The organism is uncultured Phyllobacterium sp., from assembly GCF_902479695.1.
Classification (GTDB): domain Bacteria; phylum Pseudomonadota; class Alphaproteobacteria; order Rhizobiales; family Rhizobiaceae; genus Phyllobacterium; species Phyllobacterium calauticae.
The window spans coordinates 80,797-102,839 of sequence record NZ_CABSQF010000009.1 but is presented as its reverse complement, the minus strand read 5'-3'; the positions used below and the strand labels follow the sequence as shown (position 1 = coordinate 102,839).

Genomic DNA, 22,043 nt, shown 5'->3' with positions numbered 1-22,043 from the left:
AGAAAAAACGGGGTTCGCGGCGCAAGCCAGGTGAGAATGATTGGACGGGAATGGGTATGAAGTTAAAGGACTATATATGGCCGGTGATCGGCTTGGCCGCTGTTGCTGTCTCCGCGTGGCTCCTCTACCGGGAGTTGCGGAGCATATCTCTTGAGGATGTGATCCACAGTCTCTATGCGATTCCGACCCACCGCTGGATTCTGGCCGCCCTTGCCTCCCTGCTCGCCTATGCCGCCCTTGCGGGCTATGACCGGATTGCCCTCCTGCATCTGCGCCGCAAGATTTCCTGGCTGTTCATCACCCTGTGCTCCTTCACCACCTATGCGCTCTCGCACAATATCGGCGCGTCGGTGATCTCGGGTGCAGTGGTGCGCTATCGCGCCTATTCCTCGCAAGGGATGAGCACGGCGGAAATCGCCCTGCTCATTGCCTTCTGCTCCTTCACCTTCATGCTCGGCACGATCACCCTGAGCGCATTCGTGCTTCTGATCGAACCGGAAATATTGCAGCGCTTCAACAATGAGCTGCCGCTTTCCCTCAGCTATCTCCTCGGCTTCGGCGCCCTCGCCTTCGTGCTGCTCTATGTCTTCGGCAGCTGGCTGCAGCTGCGCCCGCTGCGCATCCGCAAGTTCACGCTCGAATATCCGCGTCTGACCGTTGTCGCCCAGCAGCTGATTGTCGGGCCGCTGGAACTGATCGGCGCCGCCGCCATCATCTATTTCACCCTGCCCGAAGCGGGCAATCCCGGCTTTCTCATCGTGCTCGGGATTTTCCTCATCTCGTTTTCCGCCGCCCTCATTTCCCATGCACCGGGCGGTCTCGGCGTACTGGAACTGGTCTTCCTGACCGGGCTTCCCGACATGAACCAGGCCGATGTGCTGGCCGCACTGATCATCTTCCGCCTGTTCTACCTGCTGATCCCCTTTGCCCTGTCGCTGCTTGTCGTCCTGTTCTTCGAGCGTTCGCAGTTGCTCCTGCGCTGGTACAAGAAGGACAGCGAGACCTGAGCCGTCAACGCCGGACCGATTTCACGATTCCGGATTTTCGCATTGGAATTTTTTTCCAATACACCCCGACTTTAGACCCCCATTCCTTCAAAGAATGGGGGCTGGCACCTATTTTCAGGCTGTGATTTCAACATTTCCTCCCCAAGCTGGAAGGATGGGTGCCTGATGACAACATTGATCATTCCCGGATATCTCGGCTCCGAGAAAGGCCATTGGCAACGGCAGTGGCTGGCCGATGACGATACCGCCCGCCTTGTCGAACAGGATGACTGGGAAAACCCGGTTCTGTCACAGTGGCTGCACGTGCTCGAGGCGGCGATCTCGGAAACACCCGGCGCCATTCTCGTTGCCCACAGTCTGGGCTGCGTGCTTGTCGCCCATCTGGCCAGCCGCCCCTCCGCCGCCCATGTGGCAGGCGCCGTGCTGGTGGCACCCGCCGATGCCGAGCGCATGGCGGTGCAGGACCCGAAATTCCGCAGCTTTGCCCCGCTGCCGCGTCACGATTTCGGCTTTCCCTCCATCGTCGCCGCCAGCCGCGACGATCCCTACATGTCGTTCAACAAGGCACAGGCACTGGCGGATATCTGGGGCTCGGGTTTTGTCGACATGCGCCATGCCGGCCACATCAACGTTGCCAGCGGTTTTGGCGCATGGCCGGAAGGCTATATCCTGGCGCAGTCGATGCGGCGGCCGGACGATGCCCTTCGCACCAGGCGGGCGGCCTAGCCCGCCTGCTTGCGTTCCAGAACATATTTGAGGATGAGCGTGACCACCGCTATCAGCGCCAGGGTCGACGAGGCGGCAAAGGCCCCGGTGACGTTGTAGTCGTTGAACAGCAGTTCGATCTGCAGCGGCAGCGTGTTGGTCTGGCCGCGAATGGCACCTGATACCACCGACACGGCGCCGAACTCGCCCATGACGCGCGCATTGCACAGCACCGCGCCATAGAGCAGCGCCCAGCGGATATTCGGCAGTGTGACATAGAAGAATGTCTGCAGCCCCGTTGCCCCGAGGGTGATGGCCGCTTCCTCGTCCTCGCTGCCCTGCGCCTGCATGAGCGGAATGAGTTCGCGTGCCACGAACGGGCTGGTGACAAACAGGCTGACCAGAAAGATCGCCGGTACCGTGAACATGATCTTGATGTCGTGGCTCTCCAGCAGCGGACCGAGCAGGCCCTGGCTGCCGTAGAGGAAGAGATAGGTCACACCCGCGACAATCGGCGAGACGGAGAACGGAATCTCGATGAAGGTGATCAGCAGCCGGCGGCCGGGAAAGCGGAAACGCGTGACCAGCCAGGCGACGCAGATGCCGAAGACCATGTTGATCGGCACCACGACGATGGCCGTCAGCACGGTCAGCCAGATCGCATGCAATGTCGCGGGCTGGGTGATCTGTGCGATATAGACGGAGATGCCCTCGCGCAGCGCATAGGTAAAAATCACCGCGATCGGCACGCCGATGAACAGCGCCGACAGGGCCATGGCGGCGAGGATCAGCAGCCAGTGCGCCGTGCGTGCCGGGCGCTGGCCATGCCGCCGGGACGACTGCATTTTGGCCGGGGCGGCGAGATCAGCTGCGGTCTGCATAACGGAGCTGCCAGGCTTGAATGGAATTGGTGACAAAGAGCATCAGGAACGCCAGCACCAGCATCACGGTGGCAATGGCCGCCGCGGCGGGATAGTCATATTCATCGAGGCGGATGAACACGAGCAGCGACATCACCTCGGTCTCGAACGGCAGATTGCCTGAGATGAAGACGATGGCGCCGAATTCGCCGAGGCTGCGGGCAAAGGACAGGCTGCATCCGGCAATGAAGGCCGGGAAAATCGCGGGCCAGATCACCCGCGCGAAAATCTGCCAGTTCGTCGCTCCCAGCGACCGCGCCGCTTCCTCGACATCCACAGCCACATCCTCCAGCACCGGCTGCACCGTGCGGATGACAAAGGGAATGCTGGTGAACATCATGGCGATGGCGATGCCGAGCGGCGCATAGGCGATCTTCACCCCCAGCGGTTCGAGATAGCGGCCGAACCAGCCATTGGCGGAAAAGACGGTGACGAGCGCAAGACCGGCAACGGCGGTCGGCAGCGCGAACGGCAGGTCGACCACCGCATCCAGCAGCCGCCGCCCCGGAAATTCGTAGCGCACCAGCACCCACGCGAGCAGCAGGCCGAACAGCGCATTGAACAGCGTGGCAAGCAGCGCCGCCCCGACAGTTATCTTATAGGTTGCGACCGCCCGCTCGGACGAAATGATGGTCCAGAAATCCGACCAGCCGAGATTGACCGATTTGTACAGCATCGCCAGCAAGGGCAGCGCCACGATGACGGCGAAGTACAGCAGCGTCACGCCGAGGGTCAGGCTGAACCCCGGCAACAGTCCGCGCTGGCTGGATTTTGAAAACAACGGCATGCTCGGGTTCTAAAGCCTGTTCGCGTGAAAGCAAGCGAGTGGTTGCAAAGAATGCGGCGGCACAGCCAACGCCATGCCGCCTTCGGGTTCATCAGCCGCCGGTCAGCGCTTGGTGAAAACCTTGTCGAGGATGCCGCCCTCGGCGAAATGCTCCTTGGAGAGCTTGTCCCAGCCGCCGAAAACGTCCTCGACGGTCACCAGACGCGTCTCGGGGAACTGCGCGGCATATTTCGCCTTGATGGTCTCGTCATGCACGCGGTTGAAGTTCTGGGCGAGAATGTCCTGCCCTTCCGGCGTATAGAGGAATTTCAGATAGTTTTCGGCAATTGCCCGCGATCCGCGCTTGTCGACGACCTTGTCGACAACAGTGACGGGAAACTCCGCCAGCAGGCTGACCGGCGGCACCACCGCCTCATACTTGTCTTCGCCCAGCTGCTTGCGCGTACCCAGCACTTCCGCTTCAAACGTGATCAGCACATCGCCGATGCCGCGCTCGGCAAAGGTCGTGGTTGCGGCACGGCCGCCCGTGTCGAACACCGGCACGTTGGCGAAGAGTTTCTTGACGAAATCCTGCGCCTTGGCCTGATCCTTGTTGTTGGCCTCAAGCGCATAGGCATAGGCGGCCAGATAGGTGTAGCGCGCATTGCCGGAGGTTTTCGGATTCGGGAAGATCACCTTCACATCGTCGCGGACGAGATCATCCCAGTTCTTGATGTGCTTCGGATTGCCGGCGCGCACCAGAAAGGCCGGCAGGGAATAATAGGGCGAGGAATTGTTCGGCAGGCGCGACTGCCAGTCGGCGGGAATGAAATTGCCCTTGTCATGCAGCACCTGCACATCGGTGACCTGATTGAACGTCACGACATCGGCTTCAAGCCCTTCCAGGATCGAGCGGGCCTGTTTTGACGACCCCGCATGCGACTGGCTGACGGTGATGTCCTTGCCGGCCTCTTTCTTGTAGGCCGCCGTAAAGGCCTTGTTGACCTGCTCGTAGAGCTCGCGCGAAACATCGTAGGACACGTTGAGGATTCCGGTCGGCTCCGCGGCTTTCACCGGTCCGAGGCCGAGCGCCAGAGCAACCGTGGCGTAGACGAACAGTTTTTTCATTGCATTCTCCCAAGCAGCCAGCACGGATCGTGCTGTCGAAATGAACCCAGCCCCATCCAACCCAGCGATGTCATAGGAGAACGGATATTTTTTCTGAGAATGCCGCCAAAACTCCGGGAGCGGAAGAATTGGAATTCCAACAATACCTTGCTTCTTAAAACTTTATTCCAAGAAATGACTAAAATGAAATATTCGCCCGGTCTATCCGGGCCGGTTCCGCAATCCGCTTCCACCCCGCGATGCCGCGAGGCAGCGTCGTGATCGAAAGCGCGGTTTACCAGAAGCCGCGATGCTGCCAGCACCAGAGGAAATCCTCCTCGGTCCAGTTGCGATGACGCTTGGCCGAGGCCTCGTCGCTGTCCCGCTTCTTCGCATCCCGTGTATCGGTATCGAGTGTTTCCGAGGCGAATACCTCACGCCACAGGCGTTCTGCCCGATTAAAGATGCCTGATACTTCACTGTACATTGCGACCTCCAGGGAACAATTGGGTTGCAGAGTGCAGCTGCCTCCAGGAGACAACCGATACCCGATGATGACCGGTTGTAAAAATTTGTCAACAATCACTACCGGTTTAATCGTGTATCGATTTTAACGCTTTCGCAACTTTCCGGGCGCTTAATTCTTAATGAATGATTATTTTTCAGAGCCTTAACAGCCATTTTTAAGACATTCGGCCGCCATGAAAAAACTCCATTTTTTAACACTTTAGCACTAGAAAAAGTGACGCGAGGGACTATGACTGCATCTCACAGGGTGGTCAGGCAACAATCATGATTTCGCAGAAAGCCAAATATGCGCTCCGGGCGCTTGTCGTTCTCGCCAGAGCCGATGCCGAAAAGGCCCTTTTCATTTCGGACATCGCGGAAGAACAGAACATTCCGAAGAAGTTCCTGGAACAGATCCTGCTCGACCTGAAACATCAGGGCATCGTCATGAGCCGCCGCGGCAAGATGGGCGGCTATCTCCTGCTCAAGCAGGCGCAAGACATCACCTTCGGCGAGGTCCTCAGGCTGATCGACGGGCCGATTGCGCCCCTGCCGTGCCTCAGCAAGATTGCCTACCGGCGCTGCGAAGACTGCGACAGCGAGGACAAGTGCGAAATCCGCCATGTCTTCAGCGAAGTCGCCAATGTCACGCGCGGCGTGCTCGATAAGACCACGATTGCCGATTGCCTCGCCTATGGCGATGGCGGCAAGCTGGCAGCCGTGCTCGACAGCTAACCCCTCGGGAAACACCATGACCGCCAACGATCCGGAAACACTGGCCTTTTACGCCGATGAAGCCGTGCGTTACGCCAACCAGTCGCAGGCGCGCGCGTTTGACCATCTCGACGCCTACCTCGCCCTGCTGTCTCCCGGCGCCAGAATCCTTGAGCTTGGCTGCGGCGGCGGTGACGACACGGCCCATATGCTTGCCCATGGCTTTGCCGTGGTGCCGACGGATGGCTCGCCCGAAATCACAGCCGAAGCGCAGAAGCGCCTGGGCATCCCGGTGAATGTCCTGCAGTTTCAGGACATTGCGGATGAGAATACCTATGACGGCGTCTGGGCCAGTGCCTGCCTGCTGCACGTGCCGCGCGCCGGCCTGCCCGCTATCATCAGCCATATCAACCGCGCCCTCAAACCCGGCGGACGGTTCTTTGCCAGTTTCAAGGCCGGTACGGCCGAAGGCCGCGACCGCTTCGGCCGCTACTTCAACTACCCCTCGCCGGAATGGCTGCGCCAGGCCTATGGTGAAGATCGCTGGCACGATATCGATATCGCTGCGCTGATGGGCAGCGGCTATGACCGTGAGCCGACGCAATGGCTGCACGTCATCGCCACCAAGCAGCCCTGATCAGGTAAAGACAGCTTTTCCGATAACCGGCGTTGACGGAACCGCCACATCGCGCGGCTCCAGCATCCCCGCGTGAAACGCCATGTGCCCGGCATCCGCCGCCTTGGCGAAGGCGGCCGCCATGGCGACAGGGTCGGCAGCCTTGGCAACTGCTGTGTTGAGCAGGATCGCATCAAAACCGAGTTCCATCACCGTGGCGGCATGGGACGGCCGGCCGAGACCGGCATCGACGATGAGCGGCACCTCGGGGAAATGCCCGCGCAGGGCACGCAGGGCATGCAGGTTGAGCGGGCCGAGCGCCGAGCCAATCGGAGCACACCACGGCATCAGCACCTCGCACCCCGCCTCGAGCAGGCGCTCCGCCACGACCAGATCGTCTGTCGTATAGGGAAACACCTTGAAGCCGTCCGCAGTCAGGATCCGCGCCGCTTCCACCAGCGCAAACACATCCGGCTGCAGTGTGTCGTGATTGCCGATGACTTCAAGCTTGACCCAGTCGGTGGCAAAAATATCCCGCGCCATCTGGGCGGTCAGCACCGCTTCCTTGACCGTGTGGCAGCCCGCCGTGTTGGGCAGCACATGCACGCCGAGCGACTGGATCAGCGACCAGAACCTGTCGCCGGATTTGCCGCCCGCCATTTCGCGCCGCAGGGAGACCGTGACGATCTTGGTTTCCGATGCCTTCACCGCATCCATCAGGATCGCCGGTGACGGATATTGCGCGGTGCCAAGCAGGAGGCGCGAGGACAGTTCGGTGCCATAAAGGGTCAGCATGGCTCAGCCTCCCTGCCGGGGGGTGAGGATTTCCACCCGGTCGCCTTCATTCAGCGCCACGGAAGCGCGCGCGGTCGCCCGCACCAGCTCGCCGTTGAGCGCGGTCGCCAGCCATTCGCCCTCATACTCAAGTTCGCCGAGCAAATCGGCCAGTGTTTTGGCCGCAACCTCGTGCGGCTCTCCATTGACGATCAGTCTCATGATCAAGCTACCTTCTCCGAGTCAAAAGCCATCGCCGCCGCCTGCATCGCCATGGCAGGCGCCAGCAAAAATCCGTGCCGGTACAATCCGTTGATGCTGATCACCCGGCCATCCCGCTCGACGCGCGGAAAATTGTCCGCATAGGCCGGGCGCACGCCGACACCGGTCTCGATGATCGCTGCCTCGCCAAACGCCGGATGCAGGCTGTAGGCGGCATTGAGCAGTTCCATCATCGACCGGGCGGTGACCGGCCCCGTCGCATCGCTTTCGATCATCGTCGCGCCGACCATGAAGAGGTGATCGGCGCGCGGGACGATGTAGACGGGAAAGCGCGGATGGATCAGCCGGACCGGCCGGGCCAACGCGATGTCGCGGGTTTGCAGGATGAGCATTTCACCGCGCACCCCGCGCAGATCCGGCTTGGCCGTGGAATAACCGGTGCAATCGACAATGCGGTCGAATTTGCCCTCGTCCCGCTCGTTCTCAAAGCGAACGCCGGATGCGGCAAGCTTCGCCGCCAGGGCCGTCAGGGCGCGGCGCGGATCGAGATGCGCTTCGTCCCGGAAAAACAGCCCCCGGCGGAACCGCCCCGCAAGGTCGGGTTCGAGACTGCCCAGTTCCTGTGCGCCCACGCCGGCAAAACCCGAGGTGCGCGAGGCGAAGCGATCCAATTCCCCGGCATCACGCGCTGGCGCCAGCACCAGTGTGCCGTTGCGCACGACGCGCCCCGGCAGGGCTGCCTCCCACCAGGAGGCAGCCTTCAATCCGAGTTCCAGCACCTGTTCATCGGCGCTTTCCCGCTCGCAATAGGGCGCAAGCATGCCGCCCGCATACCAGGAGGCGGTCGATGACGTGTCGCGGCGCGGGTCGAAGACGGTTACGTCCGCGCCCCGCGCCATCAGTTCATGTGCGGCGGTGAGCCCGGCCACGCCAGCGCCTTTGACAAGGATGCGCATCAGAACTCGTCACCCCCGACCGGAATGGGTACAGCTGCTGATTTCAGCGGCATGTAGAGATCACCGCCCTGCCGGAATTTTTCCGCCATGGCTGACATGCCCTCTTTCTGCGCTTCGGCGCGGATATTGTGGGAAATCCGCATCGAACAGAATTTCGGCCCGCACATCGAGCAGAAATGCGCGACCTTGTGCGCCTCCTTCGGCAATGTCTCGTCGTGGAACAGCCGGGCGGTTTCGGGATCGAGCGACAGGTTGAACTGGTCTTCCCAGCGGAACTCGAAACGCGCCCGCGACAGGGCATCGTCCCGCACCTGCGCCGCCGGATGGCCCTTGGCAAGGTCCGCCGCATGGGCGGCGATCTTGTAGGTGATCACCCCGATCTTCACATCGTCGCGGTTGGGCAGGCCCAGATGCTCCTTCGGCGTGACATAGCAAAGCATGGCGGTGCCGAACCAGCCGATCATCGCCGCACCGATCCCCGACGTGATGTGATCATAACCGGGCGCGATATCGGTGGTGAGCGGTCCCAGCGTGTAGAACGGCGCCTCGCCGCAGACGGCAAGCTGCTTGTCCATGTTCGCCTTGATCTTGTGCATCGGCACGTGGCCGGGGCCCTCGATCATCACCTGGCAGCCCTTGGCCCAGGCAATCTGCGTCAGTTCCCCCAGCGTCTCCAGCTCGGCAAACTGCGCCGCATCGTTCGCATCGGCGATGGAACCCGGCCGCAGCCCGTCACCCAGCGAGAAGCTGACATCATAGGCACGGCAGATATCGCAGATTTCCTCGAAATGCTCGTAGAGGAAACTTTCCCGGTGATGATGCAGGCACCATTTGGCCATGATCGAGCCGCCACGCGACACAATGCCGGTGACACGGTCGACGGTCAGCGGGATGTAATGCAACCGAACACCCGCATGGATGGTAAAATAATCGACACCCTGCTCCGCCTGCTCGATCAGCGTGTCGCGATAGACCTCCCATGTCAGGTCCTCGGCGATGCCGCCGACCTTTTCCAGCGCCTGATAGAGCGGCACGGTGCCGATCGGCACGGGGGCGTTGCGGATGATCCATTCGCGGATATTGTGGATGTTGCGGCCGGTCGACAGGTCCATCACCGTGTCGCCGCCCCAGCGGATGGCCCACACCATCTTCTCCACCTCTTCCGCCATGGAGGAGGTCACTGCGGAGTTGCCGATATTGGCGTTGATCTTGACCAGGAAGTTGCGGCCGATGATCATCGGCTCGAGTTCGGGATGGTTGACATTGGCCGGAATGATCGCCCTGCCCCGGGCAATCTCCTCGCGGACGAATTCCGGTGTGACATAATCCGGCACCGACGCGCCGAAGGAATTGCCGTCGCGCTCCAGCTGCGCCCGCGCCGCGTCGCGGCCAAGGTTTTCGCGGATCGCCACATATTCCATCTCAGGCGTGATGATCCCCGCCCGGGCATAGGCGAGCTGCGTTACGGCTTTATCGCCCTTCGCCCGCAATGGCCGGTTGCGCACCGGGAACTCCGGCGTCAGCCGCTCGCCGGTGACGAAGCCATTGTCCTCCAGCTTGACATGGCGGCCGTCATAGGCGGCAAGGTCGGCATGGTCGGCAAGCCAGCTTGCGCGGATGCGCGGCAGGCCCTTGGCGATGTCAATGGCAGCGTTGGCATCCGTATACGGCCCGGACGAGTCGTACACCGTCACCGGCGGCTCGCCCGCTGTCGGATGCACCGATATCTGGCGCAACGGCACGCGGATATCCGGATGGATATGGCCGGGTTTGTATATTTTGATCGAGGCCGGCAGCGGTCCTGCCGAAACGGTTGGGGTAATTGCGGTCATCATCAGGCTCCTAAGCAATCAAGCGTGGAAACCCAGTTCTGTGCCGGAAGGATGAAAAGAGATTGCGAATCCGGATACGGATGTGCCGAGGCTGACTCGCATGACTTTCGCACCGTCCCTACGCCAGTATGAACTGGATCAGGTTCAACGGGTCACTGCGCTGCAAAAGCCAGCAGAATCTCAGCCCCTTGTCGGGACCCCCCTGGTGAATGTCTTGAATTGAACGCCCGATCCGCCATTTGTCAAGCGAATCGGTAAAATCGTGTGTGCGGCGCCCCGTCGATTCCGGGCGCCTTGACCGGATCAGGACGCGCGCAGCGGCTTCAACGCATTGCTCCACTTGAGCAATTCGCCAATCATGGTGTTGGCGCTGGCGGTCACCAGTTCATTGGCCTGGAAGACGCCTTCATCGTTGATGAACTGCTGGTACGCCGGAACGGGAACGCCTTCGGGAATGGGAACCATCCGCAGGCCTGCGATGAGACCCTTGACCGATTCGACCGAGCGCAGGCCGCCCGACACGCCGCCATAGCTGACGAAACCGACCGGCTTGTAGTTCCATTCCTGCCACAGATAGATGATCGCATTGGTCAGGGACGGCGGAGCGAAATAGTCATATTCCGGCGTCACGAACACGATCGCATCGCCCGCTTCGATCAGCGCGCTCCACTTTTTCGTGTGCGCGTGCTCATACTTCCGGGCACGCGGGTGGTTGGGTTCGTCGAAAACCGGCAGGTTGAGATCGGCCAGATCAATCAGAACCGGCTCGAACTGGCCGTCCTGGCTGGCAAAATCATGGAACCACTTAGCAACCGGCTGACCGGCGCGGCCCGGACGGGTGCTGACGTGGACGATGTTGAGCTTGGGTGCCATTGAAAGGTCTCCATAAGGCTTGAATATCATGGAGCATGCATAGGCGCGGCGTGATGCAGCGCACAAGAAGGCACTTTTTTGAAACCGGGTAATATCGATGTGAAGACGATAGTTATGGCGGAGTCTTCATAAAACGAAACCCGCTCCAGCATGGCTCGCTGTGCGGGTTCTGTCGCGTTTTGCAAGGACCGGAAACTCCGGTCATTGATTATCGGTTGTTGCTGAAATCGCTGGAAGCGGCACCTGGACGGGCAACGCGTTCTTTCTTCTTCGGACCAGGAAGCAGACCTTCACGCTGTGCCTGCTTGCGCGCTGCCTTGCGGGCGCGGCTGACGGCTTCAGCCTTTTCACGGACACGGCGCTCGGACGGCTTTTCAAAAGCCTGGCGCGCCTTCATTTCGCGAAAGAGACCTTCGCGCTGCATCTTCTTTTTCAGGACCCGGAGGGCCTGTTCAACATTGTTGTCACGGACGAGAACTTGCAATCGTTTTCCTTACCCATGCTTGTCTCGTCTTGCGGGCATAAGCGTCACAATCAGACAAGCGTTTGATGAATTACCACAACGGCAATCCCGAGAAGCGCGGACTTTATTCATTCCCGCGCTAAAAATCCAGTGCACGGGAGCAGTTTTACTGACATCCACTTCATTTCATCCCGGCAAATTCAATATTTCCGCCGGGATGAACCTGTCGCTTTGCCCAATCCGCCGTATGGGACGGATTTCGGCAGGGAATCAGATGGCAGCGGTGATGATGATTTCGACGAGATAGTCCGGGGTCGCCAGCTTGGCTTCGCCGGTGGCGCGCGCAGGCGTGTTGGCCGGATCGACCCAGGCATCCCAAACCGCATTCATTTCGGCAAAGTCCTTCATGTCGGCCATCCAGATGATCGCCTGCAGGATCTTGGACTTGTCGGAACCGGCTTCCTTCAACAGGCGCTCGACCGAAGCCAGGACATCCTTGGTCTGCTCGGTGACGCTCTTGCCCGGTGTGCCTACCTGCCCTGCGAGATAAACCGTGTTGCCATGGATAACGGCCTGGCTCATGCGTGGACCGACTTCAATACGACGAATGCTCATGGAAAGCTCCTCTAGCAGTTTGGGTAGATCGATATGCGTGCAAGAAAAAAGGGCCATTCGGCCCTGTTCAAGGCGTTATAGTTGGGGCCCGCCGGAAAGCAACAGAAATCATCGTTTCCGCCCATGGTTTTCGTTTGCCCCGCCCCCTGAAGCGAGCGGCCGCAAGGGCTTTATCCTCCGTCGGCTGCGCCGCTGTTAACCATGGGAACGCGGAGACAAGTGATGCTGCGGAAACCGGCTGCTTCTGTCGCGATGTGTCTTGCGGCCTCAAGGCGCCGCTGCATACTCGACCATTCCATGGCGGCGGCGCTTTTGATGGCGGAAGCGTCGGGCGGATCAACCGCGAACCCTAAGAATTTGATTTTATACTTGCACATCGGGGCAATATTAAGGTTATCTATGATAGCATGACACATAATTCGACGGGAGCGATAAGTAATTGATATATCCATTCGTTGAAAACATAAGATATGGCGAACGATCTATACCATTCTGCATCGCCGATGAGATTGGATATCATTGGTATGTTGCAGCAGGAAACAATTATACTGGGTTTCGAGAGCGTTGCCTTTACTTTATCAAACCGGGCTCGCATGTTGTAGATTGCGGCTCCCATCATGGATTGATGACCGTGCTGTTCAGCCAGAAGGCCGGCCCCACCGGCAGGGTGACCGCCTTTGACGCACTGCCATTCAATGCGGGTGTCGTGCAGCGGAATGCCGAACTGAACGGACTGACAAACGTCGTGGCCCATGGCAAGGCCGTCGGGCAGAAGTCGGGCACCCACAAGGTTTTGGCGCCGCACAGCAACGTCATCCTCAACGACAGCAATGTTCATGCTCCCGATGGTGACCTGATTGTCGACGTCATCGCGCTGGACGATGCGGATCTGGGCAATGTCGACTTCCTCAAGATCGACGTTGAAGGGCACGAGGTCGCGGCACTGAAGGGCGCCCGCAGCGTGTTGCAGCAGCTGCCGTTTCTCGACATCGAAATTCACAACATGATGCAGGTCGACGCGCGCGCCCATTGCTTTGCCATCATGGAAGCACTGCCGGCAGACGGGTATCTCTTTGCGATCGATGAGGAGCCTGAATGGCGCGAGGCGCATGAGATCGACATGAATTATCTCATCGGCCTGCCCAACCCTCACCTGCTGGCAAAGCCAAAACGGTGACTGTTTCAGAACCGCAGCAAAAGAAAAACCCCAAGCCATTGATATGACCTGGGGTTCTGATTGGTGGGCACAGTAGGGATCGAACCTACGACCCGCTGATTAAGAGTCAGCTGCTCTACCAACTGAGCTATGTGCCCGTCAGCCGCTTTGACGACCGAAGGTGGGGGCTCTATAACGGGGCAAAACCGGCCTGTCCAGCCCTTCTTGAAAACTTTATGTCAGCTTTGAACAATAAGTTGTTTAAACAAAAAGCTGTCCCTCCGCCGTCTTGACCGCCGAACCGCCGATACGCCCGCCGGCAAGCTTCTGGTCGGCGATATCCAGTTCCAGCCGCAATCGCGATGGACGGCCCATTTCCTGGCCCTGCTCCAGCCACAGCCGCAACAATCCGTCGAGCGGCTGGTCAAAATGCTGGATGGCGCCGGCAAAGGCCGCCGTGGCGGAACCCGTTGCCGGGTCCTCGTAGGTGCCCTCGTCGCTGACAAACATCCGCGCATGAAAACTGCTGTCGTGCAGCGTCGTTTCGCGGCAATAGACATAGACGGGCAGCTGGCGCCCGTCGATCACAGGCGCTGCCCTTTTCATGGCGTCCTGATTGATTCGAATCCGCCCGGCAGCCGCCAGCCCGTGAATCGGGATCAGCAGGTAAGGCACGCCCGCATCCCAGACGGTCGGAACGTGATTCTCGAAGCCGATCTCCTTGGGTTCGAGACGCAGGGCATTGGCCAGCGCGATCCTGTCGGAATTATACGGCACCTGTTCCGGCAGCTTGGGAAGATCGAATTCGGCAAACGCTCCCGCCTTGCTGAGCTTCACACCGCAGCGGACGGGGCCGATCTTCTCTTCCAGGATGATCAGCGTTTCCTGATCGCTCGCCACATCGGGAAAGCGGGTTTGCGCCAGGGCAATGGCGGTCCCGACGGTCGGATGACCGGCGAAAGGCATTTCGTAATCGGGTGTGAAAATCCTGATCTGCGCCGTATGGGCAGGATTGTGCGCCGGCAGGACGAACACCGTCTCGGAAAGATTGAATTGCCCGGCAATCCGCTGCATGGCGGCATCGTCCAGCCCGGCTGCATCGTGCACAACCGCAAGGGGATTGCCCGTCAGGACCTTGTCGGTGAAAACATCATAGACTTGATAGTGCCGGCCGCTCATTTGCATACTCCTCGTCAAACCCTCGGCGAAAGTAGACACTGGAGAGAGCTGTTCAAGATAAACCTTGTAACGGTGACATTCCAGCCTGCAGGCCATGCGATGCGTGGTTCATGGCCTGAAGTGCCAATCCCCAAAAGTGGCGAAGGTACGCGGCGTCGCCTCCCCCATCTCGCCGGCCGCCGAAATGGCACAGACCCCGTCCAGTTCCGGATCGGCCTGGGCGGCAATGGTGGCGCGAATGGATGCGAGCAGTTCATCTCCGGTCTGCCGGAAATAATAACGCCGGAACACGGCAATGCTCCGCCCCGCCCTGACGAGATAGGCCATGTCGTCCCGGTGCGATGCGGTGCCAAGATCGATGCCGGTTTCCTCGGCCACCTCGCGCTGGGCATTGCCGTCGAAATCCACCTGATTGCCCACGAGATCGCCCGCATCGAACGATCCAGCCGGGAAATACACCCGTCCCGCCGCCGATGTCGTGGCGCCCATCTGCCCGGCAATCAGCCTGTTGTCGGCCGATACCATGACCCCGACGCTGAAGATGTGCCATGGCTTTGCAGCCGTGCGGTTGCGCTTCCAGTGCATCATCGTGGCAAAGGTGGTGCGCCTGTAAGCCGCGCTGAAAATACCGGCATCGATCCCGGCCTGTTCAGCCAGGAAGAACGAGCCGTCGAACAGCGTGGGATTGGCCGCCAATTCGCGTGTCCAGTTTGCGGCTATGTCAGCGCGATGCTGAACATCGTAGGCGAGTGGCCCCTCCTCCACGCGCACAATGGCCTGACGGATCGCGATGACGGCTGCTTCGGGAATGGTGTGCATAGGTCAGATGACGTTGAATGTGACGGCAACGGGGCAGTGATCGCTTGCCTTGGGGCGGTCCCAGCCGATCCGTGGAAACATCTCGACCTTCTGGTCCGGCGGGAAAATCGTGCGGTAGGGCTGGCCGCGCCGGATGATGTCGGGCACAGCCTTGCTGTTGGTCCTGGCCAATGCGGGCGACGCGAGGATGTAATCGAGCTGGCACAGGTGCCGCTCCTCCGGGCCGCGCGTATGGTACAGCGTCCAGCGATCCATCACCGGACGGCGTTCCACCAGATTTTCGCAGAACCCGCCGTCCAGCAGCACGTCGACGCTGCTCGTCGCCTCGCGCACCGGATCGAATGTGTATCCGGCCAGCGAATCGCCGCCAATGACAATGCGTTCGCGATAATCGTTGAAATCGCCGCAGATCACCCAATGCTTGCTGGCCGAACCGCCGCTATCGGCAAACCGGTCCTCGATGATCCGCCGCACCGCTTTTGCTTCGGCCACGCGCACCGGCATGGAGGCTGTGCGCCCGTCCAGCCCGTTGCGCGGCGGCCCCATGGATTTGAAATGGCTGACAAACAGCGTCAGCGGCCGCCCGCCGATCCGCACGTCGATCTCCAGGCAGTCGCGCTTGAAAATGCGCTCATGCGGCTCAAGCCCGAGCGCCGCAATCTCGGCGTTGTACAGACCGAAATCATTATAGGTCACGTGGGCATGGCTGGTCATTTCGATGAATTCGATCGGCTCGCCGTGCCGGGTCTGGTCGCGCATCAGCACCGCCACGTCGATGCCGCGGCTGTCATTGCCTTCCAGCATGTATTTGTGCCGGTAGCCCTCGCCGACCATCTTGAAGAGATAGCCGAACTCGAAGGCATTCAGCGCACCGATATTGTCGACTTCCTGCAGGCAAAGGATATCCGCATGGGTTTCGGCGATGGCAAGCGCCGTCAGCTGGCGCGTGTCGTCCGCATGGGCGATGGCCCGTGCCTGTTCCAGCTGCCGGTACTGTTCCTCGTCATTGATCTGGAACAGCTGCAGTGTCCGGTCCTTGTTCAGATTGTTCTTGAAGCCGGAGAAATCGAACCTGTTCATCAGATTTTCGACGTTGAACGTGGCGATGCGTACAGACATTCACATACCCTGAATTATGAAACCGGCCGTCGAAGCAGGACGTTGGTGCGAGCCTAGCCTGATTGGCAGATTACAACCAGTGCCGAAACCGTTACCGCAGGGATTTCCGCTTGGCGGTGGCGGCGGGGTGCGCAAAGGCCTATATTAGGGAAAACAGCATGGAAACGACGATGATGAAGACCCTGATCACAGCCCTCGCCGCGTTTGGCCTTGCCCTGACCCTCGGTCTTGGCACCGCGTCTGCACAGGTCCAGCCCTATCGTCCGGCCCCGCGCGGCAATGATCCGGTTCCACTGCAGCCGCTGATTCTCGGCACCGACAGTCCGGCCAACCTTGCCGGGCCCAACTGCACGGGCTCGGCGCGGTGCAACGATTTCCGCACCCGCCGGCCCATCATCTCGCCGACGACCCGCACCCAGGCGCAGATCTGCCAGGACCGCTATCAATCCTACCGTGCCTTCGACAATACCTACCAGCCCCTGAGCGGGCCGCGCCGCACCTGCACGCTGCAATGAAAAAAGGCCGATAGATCGCTCTATCGGCCTGATTCTCGGAAAGCTCGAAGACCTTAGTTCTTGGCTTTGTCGACCAGCTTGTTGCTGCCGATCCATGGCATCATGCCGCGCAGCTTTTCACCGACTTCTTCGATCTGGTGCTTGTCGTTGTTGCGGCGGATGGCCTTGAAGCGCGATGCGCCGGCCTTGTATTCCTGCATCCAGTCGGAGGTGAACTTGCCGGTCTGGATGTCGGTCAGGACGCGCTTCATCTCGGCCTTTGTTTCGGCAGTGATGATGCGCGGACCGGAGACATATTCGCCCCATTCGGCCGTGTTGGAGATCGAGTAGTTCATGTTGGCGATGCCGCCTTCATAGATCAGGTCGACGATCAGCTTCACTTCGTGCAGGCATTCGAAATAGGCCATTTCAGGCGCATAGCCGCCTTCAACCAGCGTTTCGAAACCGGCGCGGATCAGTTCAACGAGGCCGCCGCACAGAACAACCTGCTCACCGAACAGATCGGTTTCGCACTCTTCGCGGAAATTGGTTTCGATGACGCCCGAACGGCCGCCGCCGACGCCGCAGGCATAGGACAGCGCGAGGTCATGCGCATTGCCCGAGGCATCCTGATGGATGGCGATGAGGCAGGGAACGCCGCCGCCCTTCTGGTATTCGCCGCGAACCGTGTGGCCCGGGCCCTTCGGCGCGATCATGACAACGTCAACGGTCTTCTTCGGCTCGATAAGGCCGAAATGCACGTTGAGGCCGTGGGCGAAAGCGATGGCAGCACCGTCGCGGATGTTGTCGGCGATGTGATCCCTGTAGATGTCGGCCTGCAGTTCGTCCGGCGTCGCCATCATCATCAGGTCGGCCCATTTTGCCGCTTCGGCAACGCTGACGACCTGGAAGCCGTCTGCTTCGGCCTTCTTGGCGGTGGCAGAGCCTGGACGCAGGGCAATGCGCACGTCCTTGGCACCGGAGTCCTTCAGGTTCAGCGCATGGGCGCGGCCCTGCGAACCGTATCCGATAATGGCAACCTTCTTCGACTTGATCAGGTTGATGTCTGCATCGCGGTCATAATATACGCGCATTGATTTCTTCCCTTCAGCGTTGCGTACAGCGGCCTTAAGCGGCCCCGTTGGTATGAGCTCCATACAGAGCGAAAAACTGCTGTGTCGCGCGCCGGGCCTCGCCGTCGATTGCCACATCAGTCAACTCGAACCGGTCGCCAAGCAGCAACCGGATTTGCACATCCCGGACGACCAGTCCGAAAAAGGTGCGAAATGCTTCTTCCGTATCGTCGAATGCCAGCAGCCCGGCTTCACGCCCGACCTCGAGCAGCGGCATCAGGCGGCGCGCCATGGCAAACGGCCCGTTCTCCAGGACGATGGCGCCGAGATCGCGCTTGTCGCTGCCCGCATGGCTGACGGCCACGCGATTGAGCGCCACGGAAATCTTGCCGGAGAGAACGCGCAGCCAGTCCGACGCAAAGCGTTCCAGCCCGCTTGTCAGCGATGCAAGATCAAGTCCGTCGCGCCTGACCGTGACGCCGCGCACCTTCGACGCCTGCCACTGGACCGTCGCGGTCAAGAGCCCGTCCCGGTCGCCGAACCATTTGTAGAGGGTTTCCTTCGAACAGCTGGCGCGGCGCGCCACACTGGTCATCGTCAAGGCATCGCCCGCCTCCACCAGCAGGCCAAGCGCCGCATCGAGAACGTCGCGCTGACGCTCTGTCAATGGGCTGTCATTGGCTTCCGCAGCAGATTGCACGAGGCTTCTTCCATTCGCTTTCACGGCTTCATTTGCCGTACCGTACGTTACGGTTCGGTTCTAGAGCCATGAAAATCGTTTGGCAAGTGGGGATGAAAAAGATTTCTAGAACCAGGCTTTTTCCCGCAAACCGATTGGCCGGAACGGGTCGATCAGGGTACCCGATACCATCGATGCCAGAAGCTGCGGCGCTGGCGGAATGCGCGCCACGGTTGGAACCACCCAATCGCGTGCAAAGGGCAGCAGGGTCGAATCCGACTGGTAGAACGGGGTGAATGCCCGCGACAGGGCCTGGAAGCCGCGCACATGCGTCCGGCGGGAGGCGGCATAGGCGGACAGCGCCGCATCCAGCTCCGTGGACGTCGTCAGCGCATGGGCGAGCGCCCGTGCATCCAGCAGCGCCATGTTGGCGCCCTGCCCCAGCTGCGGGCTGGTGGAATGGGCCGCATCGCCGATGACGGCGAGGTGACGCCCGGCAGGCATGGCCAGCGTGTGGTGGCCATAACGCGCCAGTGTCATATCGTCGAAACCGCCGATCTGATCGGTATAGGCCGAGCATTCCGGCCAGAGCGACAGCACCCGGTCCTTCCAGCTCTCGATCCCCGCAGCGCGCAGGGCCTCCGCTTCATCCGGCTTTGTGCTCCAGAAGAATGCCGCCATGTCATCGCCGCCCACCTCGGTCCTGCCAATCGGCAGAACGCCGATCATCACGCCGGCCTTGCGGTAGCGCTGCAGCAGCGAGCGCGTGTCAAACCCCTCCCCGTGCCATTTCAGCGATGTCCAGAAGGCGCCGTACGTCAGGGGCTCCGGTTCGCAGGGATGGATGGCAAACTGCTTGAGCCGCGAGCGCGAGCCACTGGCATCGACGACCAGATCGAAGGTGCCGATGCTGCGGCCGGTACTGGTCATCAGCCACGCCCGGCCGTTGCCCGTGTCCATCGTGACGACGTCGACATTGGTCTTGATATCGATACCCGCCTGCAGCACCGCCTGATACAGCACATCGAACAGGGCGGCGCGATGCACGGCAATGCCGTAGCGTCCGCTTTTCAGTGCGGCATACCGGACATCCAGCACCGCCCGTCCGGACAGGGCATCGGCACCGTAGAGCCGGTCGATCCGGTTGCCGAGGGATGCGATACGATCGAACAGCCCGAGATCGCTGAGCACCGTCAGGCCGGTGGGTTGCAGGATGAGGCCGGAGCCGAGCGGCGAAGGGGCGGCAAACCGTTCGAGCAGTTTGACATCATGCCCGGCGCGATGAAGATAGAGCGCGGCGGCAAGCCCCGCCGGGCCCGCACCCACAATGGCAATCCGCTGTTTTTTCAATCTGACCCTACCCGTTTGCTGCTACGGGCATACAGACGCGATGCGGGTCTTTCAACCCGATATCGCGTCTCACTGCTAGATGTTTACCTGGGTGCCGATTTCGACGACGCGGCCGGTCGGAATCTGGAAATACTCCGTGGCATCGCTGGCGGTGCGCGCCAGCGCGATGAACAGGCGGTCCTGCCAATGCGGCATTTCCGAACGGGCCGATGCCTTCAGCGAGCGGCGCGACAGGAAGAAGGACGTGGTCATGATGTCGAACTTCCAGCCCTGCTTGCGGCAGATCGCCAATGTACGCGGAATGTTCGGGCGCTCCATGTAGCCGAAGGTCAGCGTGACGCGCATGAACAGATCGTTGATCGGCTCGATCTTGACCCGCTCGCTCTTCTTGACCAGCGGCGACGGCGCGGTGATGACCGTCAGGATCACATTGTTCTGATGCAGCACCTTGTAATGTTTCAGGCTGTGCATCAGGGCTGTCGGGGTGCTCTTGGGATCGCCCGTCAGGAACACGGCGGTTCCCGGCACCAGCGGTGGCGGGTTCTGCGCCATCTTCTTCGAGATCAGATCGAGCGGCACCTCGCCCTTGCGGGTCTTTTCGAACAGCTGACGGCTGCCGCGGACCCAGGTGAACATCACCAGGATGATGAGGAATGCCACCACGAGGGAAGCCCAGCCGCCATCGACAACCTTGATCAGGTTGGCGCTGACGAATGTCAGGTCAACGATGATGAAGCCGACGGTCAGGCTGACGGCCACCCAGAGGCGCCACTTCCAGATGCGGCTCATGACGATGAACAGCAGGATCGTCGTCACCAGCATGTTGCCGGTCACGGCAATGCCGTAGGCCGAGGCCAGGTTGGTCGAGCGCTCGAAGCCAAGGACGAGCAGGACAACCACAAGGCCGAGCAGCATGTTGACCCGCGGCAGGTAGACCTGGCCGGACTGCTTCTCGGAGGTGTGCTCGATGTTGAGGCGCGGCAGGAGATTGAGCTGCACCGCCTGGCGCGACAACGAATAGGCGCCCGAGATAACCGCCTGACTGGCGATGACGGTGGCGGCCGTGGCCAGAAGCACCATCGGCAGCAATGCCCAATGCGGGAACATCTCGAAGAACGGGTTTTTGGCCGACTCGCCATGCGCCAGAATGAAGGCGCCCTGACCGAAATAGTTCAGGAGCAGACAGGGGAAGACGACCCAGACCCAGGCCGTGGCAATCGGCTTGCGGCCGAAATGGCCGAGATCCGCATAGAGCGCTTCCGCACCGGTCACCGCCAGGAACACCGTGCCGATGGTCGGGAACGCCGTTGCCGGGTTCTCGAGGATGTAATCCACCGCGTAATACGGGTTGGCGGCGGCAAAAATGCTGATATCGTCGAACAGGTGCCACGCGCCGAAAAAGCCGATGGCCAGAAACCACAACAGGGTGATCGGGCCGAAAATCGTGGCAACGCGCGCCGTACCGAAACGCTGGACGGAAAACAGCGTCAGCAGGATGACCAGCGTGATGGGCACCACGAAGGGTTCCAGCGACGGAGTGACGATCTCCAGACCTTCGACGGCCGAGAGCACCGAAATGGCCGGAGTGATCACCGCATCGCCGTAAAACAGCGACGCACCGACAATGCCGAGACCGAGAATGAGCTGCGGCCGGGATTTGAAACTCGACCGTGCCAGCGCCATCAGCGACAGGATACCGCCCTCGCCGTCATTGTCGGCGCGCAGCACGAAAAAAACATATTTGATGGTGACGATCAGGGTCAGCGCCCAGAAGATCATGGAGACAACACCGAGAATATCGGTCCTGCTCAGGAATCCGTCGAGCGATGCGGCATGAAGCGCTTCGCGAAAGGCGTAGATCGGGCTTGTCCCGATGTCGCCATAGACAACGCCGAGGGCGCCTAGCACAAGAACCGGAAATGCTTCTTTGTGATGCGGTTCCGGTTCATAGGCGGCGGTACCGTTTAAACAGTTCTCGTCGCCAACTTGCTGGTCACTCATACAGGTTTTCCCTCGCTCCGACAGCGTGGGCGGACGAGTTAGTCGTGTTGCACCGCAATATCAATCGCCATTTTAACATAGCTGTCATCCCACGTT

Annotated in this window: 25 protein-coding genes, 1 tRNA gene and 1 riboswitch; of the genes, 6 read left to right on the top strand and 20 right to left on the bottom strand. The window is 60.5% G+C overall.

Features of this window, described 5'->3' with window-relative positions; all coding sequences use genetic code 11:
* Positions 1-56 precede the first annotated feature (56 nt).
* Both RDL77_RS07960 and RDL77_RS07955 read left to right on the top strand, forming a co-directional pair.
* Entirely contained in the window at positions 57-1,007 is a 951-nt protein-coding gene (locus RDL77_RS07960; RefSeq protein WP_288192474.1) for a lysylphosphatidylglycerol synthase domain-containing protein, read from the top strand.
* Positions 1,008-1,172: 165 nt separating this feature from the next.
* Entirely contained in the window at positions 1,173-1,733 is a 561-nt protein-coding gene (locus RDL77_RS07955; protein WP_223612803.1) for an alpha/beta hydrolase, read from the top strand.
* Here RDL77_RS07955 and cysW read toward each other — a convergent pair.
* The 5 genes from cysW to RDL77_RS07930 form a co-directional block, all read right to left on the bottom strand.
* Positions 1,730-2,557, bottom strand: a complete 828-nt coding sequence (gene cysW / locus RDL77_RS07950; RefSeq protein ID WP_374042689.1) for a sulfate ABC transporter permease subunit CysW — start codon at positions 2,555-2,557, stop codon at positions 1,730-1,732. The genes RDL77_RS07955 and cysW overlap by 4 nt on opposite strands.
* Before the next feature lie 19 nt (positions 2,558-2,576).
* Positions 2,577-3,419 (bottom strand): sulfate ABC transporter permease subunit CysT, encoded by an 843-nt coding sequence (gene cysT, locus RDL77_RS07945; protein WP_288192448.1) that lies wholly within the window; start codon positions 3,417-3,419, stop codon positions 2,577-2,579.
* Positions 3,420-3,521: 102 nt separating this feature from the next.
* Complete coding sequence (locus RDL77_RS07940; RefSeq protein WP_288192447.1) at positions 3,522-4,526, bottom strand: sulfate ABC transporter substrate-binding protein; 1,005 nt, start codon at positions 4,524-4,526, stop codon at positions 3,522-3,524.
* Positions 4,523-4,828, bottom strand: a complete 306-nt coding sequence (locus RDL77_RS07935; RefSeq protein WP_288192446.1) for a hypothetical protein — start codon at positions 4,826-4,828, stop codon at positions 4,523-4,525. Before RDL77_RS07935 ends, RDL77_RS07940 begins: the two co-directional genes overlap by 4 nt.
* Positions 4,801-4,992 (bottom strand): hypothetical protein, encoded by a 192-nt coding sequence (locus RDL77_RS07930; protein WP_223612799.1) that lies wholly within the window; start codon positions 4,990-4,992, stop codon positions 4,801-4,803. The genes RDL77_RS07935 and RDL77_RS07930 overlap by 28 nt, the downstream gene beginning before the upstream one ends.
* Positions 4,993-5,297: 305 nt before the next feature.
* Between RDL77_RS07930 and RDL77_RS07925 the strand changes: the two genes are divergently transcribed.
* Both RDL77_RS07925 and RDL77_RS07920 read left to right on the top strand, forming a co-directional pair.
* The gene (locus tag RDL77_RS07925) at positions 5,298-5,747 is read left to right on the top strand and encodes an Rrf2 family transcriptional regulator (protein WP_223612798.1); all 450 of its coding nucleotides are present in this window, start codon (positions 5,298-5,300) and stop codon (positions 5,745-5,747) included.
* Positions 5,748-5,763: 16 nt separating this feature from the next.
* The gene (locus RDL77_RS07920; RefSeq protein ID WP_223612797.1) at positions 5,764-6,363 is read left to right on the top strand and encodes a bifunctional 2-polyprenyl-6-hydroxyphenol methylase/3-demethylubiquinol 3-O-methyltransferase UbiG; all 600 of its coding nucleotides are present in this window, start codon (positions 5,764-5,766) and stop codon (positions 6,361-6,363) included.
* On the opposite strand, the gene RDL77_RS07915 is transcribed toward RDL77_RS07920, so the two are convergent.
* From RDL77_RS07915 to RDL77_RS07885, 7 genes are all read right to left on the bottom strand, one after another.
* Positions 6,364-7,137 carry a thiazole synthase gene (locus RDL77_RS07915; protein ID WP_288192445.1) on the bottom strand — a complete coding sequence of 258 codons (774 nt, stop codon included), beginning with the start codon at positions 7,135-7,137 and terminating at the stop codon, positions 6,364-6,366. It lies immediately after the preceding gene.
* A 3-nt stretch (positions 7,138-7,140) separates the two neighbouring features.
* Positions 7,141-7,338: a sulfur carrier protein ThiS gene (gene thiS / locus RDL77_RS07910; protein WP_223613463.1), complete on the bottom strand. Its 198-nt coding sequence runs from the start codon at positions 7,336-7,338 to the stop codon at positions 7,141-7,143.
* 2 nt (positions 7,339-7,340) lie between these two features.
* Positions 7,341-8,294 carry a glycine oxidase ThiO gene (gene thiO, locus RDL77_RS07905; protein ID WP_288192444.1) on the bottom strand — a complete coding sequence of 318 codons (954 nt, stop codon included), beginning with the start codon at positions 8,292-8,294 and terminating at the stop codon, positions 7,341-7,343.
* Positions 8,294-10,126, bottom strand: coding sequence for a phosphomethylpyrimidine synthase ThiC (thiC, locus tag RDL77_RS07900; RefSeq protein WP_288192443.1), 1,833 nt, complete (start codon positions 10,124-10,126; stop codon positions 8,294-8,296). Before thiC ends, thiO begins: the two co-directional genes overlap by 1 nt.
* A gap of 97 nt (positions 10,127-10,223) precedes the next feature.
* Positions 10,224-10,340, bottom strand: a riboswitch (TPP riboswitch).
* Between the two features lie 89 nt (positions 10,341-10,429).
* Positions 10,430-10,999, bottom strand: coding sequence for an NADPH-dependent FMN reductase (locus tag RDL77_RS07895; RefSeq protein WP_223612793.1), 570 nt, complete (start codon positions 10,997-10,999; stop codon positions 10,430-10,432).
* A gap of 208 nt (positions 11,000-11,207) precedes the next feature.
* Positions 11,208-11,483: a 30S ribosomal protein S21 gene (gene rpsU, locus RDL77_RS07890; RefSeq protein WP_223612792.1), complete on the bottom strand. Its 276-nt coding sequence runs from the start codon at positions 11,481-11,483 to the stop codon at positions 11,208-11,210.
* A gap of 249 nt (positions 11,484-11,732) precedes the next feature.
* Entirely contained in the window at positions 11,733-12,077 is a 345-nt protein-coding gene (locus RDL77_RS07885) for a RidA family protein (protein WP_105732256.1), read from the bottom strand.
* A gap of 439 nt (positions 12,078-12,516) precedes the next feature.
* On the opposite strand from RDL77_RS07885, the gene RDL77_RS07880 reads away from it, so the two are divergent.
* Entirely contained in the window at positions 12,517-13,254 is a 738-nt protein-coding gene (locus tag RDL77_RS07880) for an FkbM family methyltransferase (protein WP_288192442.1), read from the top strand.
* A gap of 61 nt (positions 13,255-13,315) precedes the next feature.
* Here the strand turns inward: RDL77_RS07880 and RDL77_RS07875 are convergent.
* The 4 genes from RDL77_RS07875 to RDL77_RS07860 form a co-directional block, all read right to left on the bottom strand.
* Positions 13,316-13,391: transfer RNA gene (locus RDL77_RS07875), tRNA-Lys, on the bottom strand.
* Between the two features lie 103 nt (positions 13,392-13,494).
* On the bottom strand, positions 13,495-14,412 hold the full coding sequence (locus RDL77_RS07870; RefSeq protein WP_288192441.1) for a PhzF family phenazine biosynthesis protein: 918 nt from the start codon (positions 14,410-14,412) through the stop codon (positions 13,495-13,497).
* Positions 14,413-14,520: 108 nt separating this feature from the next.
* Positions 14,521-15,231: an NUDIX hydrolase gene (locus RDL77_RS07865; protein WP_288192440.1), complete on the bottom strand. Its 711-nt coding sequence runs from the start codon at positions 15,229-15,231 to the stop codon at positions 14,521-14,523.
* A gap of 3 nt (positions 15,232-15,234) precedes the next feature.
* Positions 15,235-16,350 carry an endonuclease/exonuclease/phosphatase family protein gene (locus tag RDL77_RS07860; protein ID WP_223612788.1) on the bottom strand — a complete coding sequence of 372 codons (1,116 nt, stop codon included), beginning with the start codon at positions 16,348-16,350 and terminating at the stop codon, positions 15,235-15,237.
* Positions 16,351-16,508: 158 nt separating this feature from the next.
* Between RDL77_RS07860 and RDL77_RS07855 the strand changes: the two genes are divergently transcribed.
* Positions 16,509-16,865, top strand: coding sequence for a BA14K family protein (locus tag RDL77_RS07855; RefSeq protein WP_223612787.1), 357 nt, complete (start codon positions 16,509-16,511; stop codon positions 16,863-16,865).
* 53 nt (positions 16,866-16,918) lie between these two features.
* Here RDL77_RS07855 and ilvC read toward each other — a convergent pair whose 3' ends face one another.
* From ilvC to RDL77_RS07835, 4 genes are all read right to left on the bottom strand, one after another.
* On the bottom strand, positions 16,919-17,938 hold the full coding sequence (gene ilvC, locus RDL77_RS07850; protein WP_188343638.1) for a ketol-acid reductoisomerase: 1,020 nt from the start codon (positions 17,936-17,938) through the stop codon (positions 16,919-16,921).
* A gap of 34 nt (positions 17,939-17,972) precedes the next feature.
* Positions 17,973-18,617: a TetR/AcrR family transcriptional regulator gene (locus RDL77_RS07845; protein WP_223612786.1), complete on the bottom strand. Its 645-nt coding sequence runs from the start codon at positions 18,615-18,617 to the stop codon at positions 17,973-17,975.
* A 105-nt stretch (positions 18,618-18,722) separates the two neighbouring features.
* A complete protein-coding gene (locus RDL77_RS07840) occupies positions 18,723-19,946 on the bottom strand; it encodes an NAD(P)/FAD-dependent oxidoreductase (RefSeq protein WP_288192439.1) in 1,224 nt (407 codons plus the stop codon).
* A 75-nt stretch (positions 19,947-20,021) separates the two neighbouring features.
* Positions 20,022-21,947, bottom strand: a complete 1,926-nt coding sequence (locus tag RDL77_RS07835; protein WP_223612784.1) for a potassium transporter Kup — start codon at positions 21,945-21,947, stop codon at positions 20,022-20,024.
* Between the last annotated feature and the right edge of the window lie 96 nt (positions 21,948-22,043).

Bases quoted from the DNA above. Each gene is read 5' to 3' on its own strand.
- RDL77_RS07960 (WP_288192474.1), top strand. From the start codon at position 57: ATGAAGTTAAAGGACTATATATGGCCGGTGATCGGCTTGGCCGCTGTT.
- RDL77_RS07955 (WP_223612803.1), top strand. From the start codon at position 1,173: ATGACAACATTGATCATTCCCGGATATCTCGGCTCCGAGAAAGGCCAT.
- cysW (WP_374042689.1), bottom strand. From the start codon at position 2,557: ATGCAGTCGTCCCGGCGGCATGGCCAGCGCCCGGCACGCACGGCGCAC.
- cysT (WP_288192448.1), bottom strand. From the start codon at position 3,419: ATGCCGTTGTTTTCAAAATCCAGCCAGCGCGGACTGTTGCCGGGGTTC.
- RDL77_RS07940 (WP_288192447.1), bottom strand. From the start codon at position 4,526: ATGAAAAAACTGTTCGTCTACGCCACGGTTGCTCTGGCGCTCGGCCTC.
- RDL77_RS07930 (WP_223612799.1), bottom strand. From the start codon at position 4,992: ATGTACAGTGAAGTATCAGGCATCTTTAATCGGGCAGAACGCCTGTGG.
- RDL77_RS07925 (WP_223612798.1), top strand. From the start codon at position 5,298: ATGATTTCGCAGAAAGCCAAATATGCGCTCCGGGCGCTTGTCGTTCTC.
- RDL77_RS07920 (WP_223612797.1), top strand. From the start codon at position 5,764: ATGACCGCCAACGATCCGGAAACACTGGCCTTTTACGCCGATGAAGCC.
- RDL77_RS07915 (WP_288192445.1), bottom strand. From the start codon at position 7,137: ATGCTGACCCTTTATGGCACCGAACTGTCCTCGCGCCTCCTGCTTGGC.
- thiS (WP_223613463.1), bottom strand. From the start codon at position 7,338: ATGAGACTGATCGTCAATGGAGAGCCGCACGAGGTTGCGGCCAAAACA.
- thiO (WP_288192444.1), bottom strand. From the start codon at position 8,294: ATGCGCATCCTTGTCAAAGGCGCTGGCGTGGCCGGGCTCACCGCCGCA.
- thiC (WP_288192443.1), bottom strand. From the start codon at position 10,126: ATGACCGCAATTACCCCAACCGTTTCGGCAGGACCGCTGCCGGCCTCG.
- RDL77_RS07895 (WP_223612793.1), bottom strand. From the start codon at position 10,999: ATGGCACCCAAGCTCAACATCGTCCACGTCAGCACCCGTCCGGGCCGC.
- RDL77_RS07885 (WP_105732256.1), bottom strand. From the start codon at position 12,077: ATGAGCATTCGTCGTATTGAAGTCGGTCCACGCATGAGCCAGGCCGTT.
- RDL77_RS07870 (WP_288192441.1), bottom strand. From the start codon at position 14,412: ATGAGCGGCCGGCACTATCAAGTCTATGATGTTTTCACCGACAAGGTC.
- RDL77_RS07865 (WP_288192440.1), bottom strand. From the start codon at position 15,231: ATGCACACCATTCCCGAAGCAGCCGTCATCGCGATCCGTCAGGCCATT.
- RDL77_RS07860 (WP_223612788.1), bottom strand. From the start codon at position 16,350: ATGTCTGTACGCATCGCCACGTTCAACGTCGAAAATCTGATGAACAGG.
- RDL77_RS07855 (WP_223612787.1), top strand. From the start codon at position 16,509: ATGGAAACGACGATGATGAAGACCCTGATCACAGCCCTCGCCGCGTTT.
- ilvC (WP_188343638.1), bottom strand. From the start codon at position 17,938: ATGCGCGTATATTATGACCGCGATGCAGACATCAACCTGATCAAGTCG.
- RDL77_RS07835 (WP_223612784.1), bottom strand. From the start codon at position 21,947: ATGAGTGACCAGCAAGTTGGCGACGAGAACTGTTTAAACGGTACCGCC.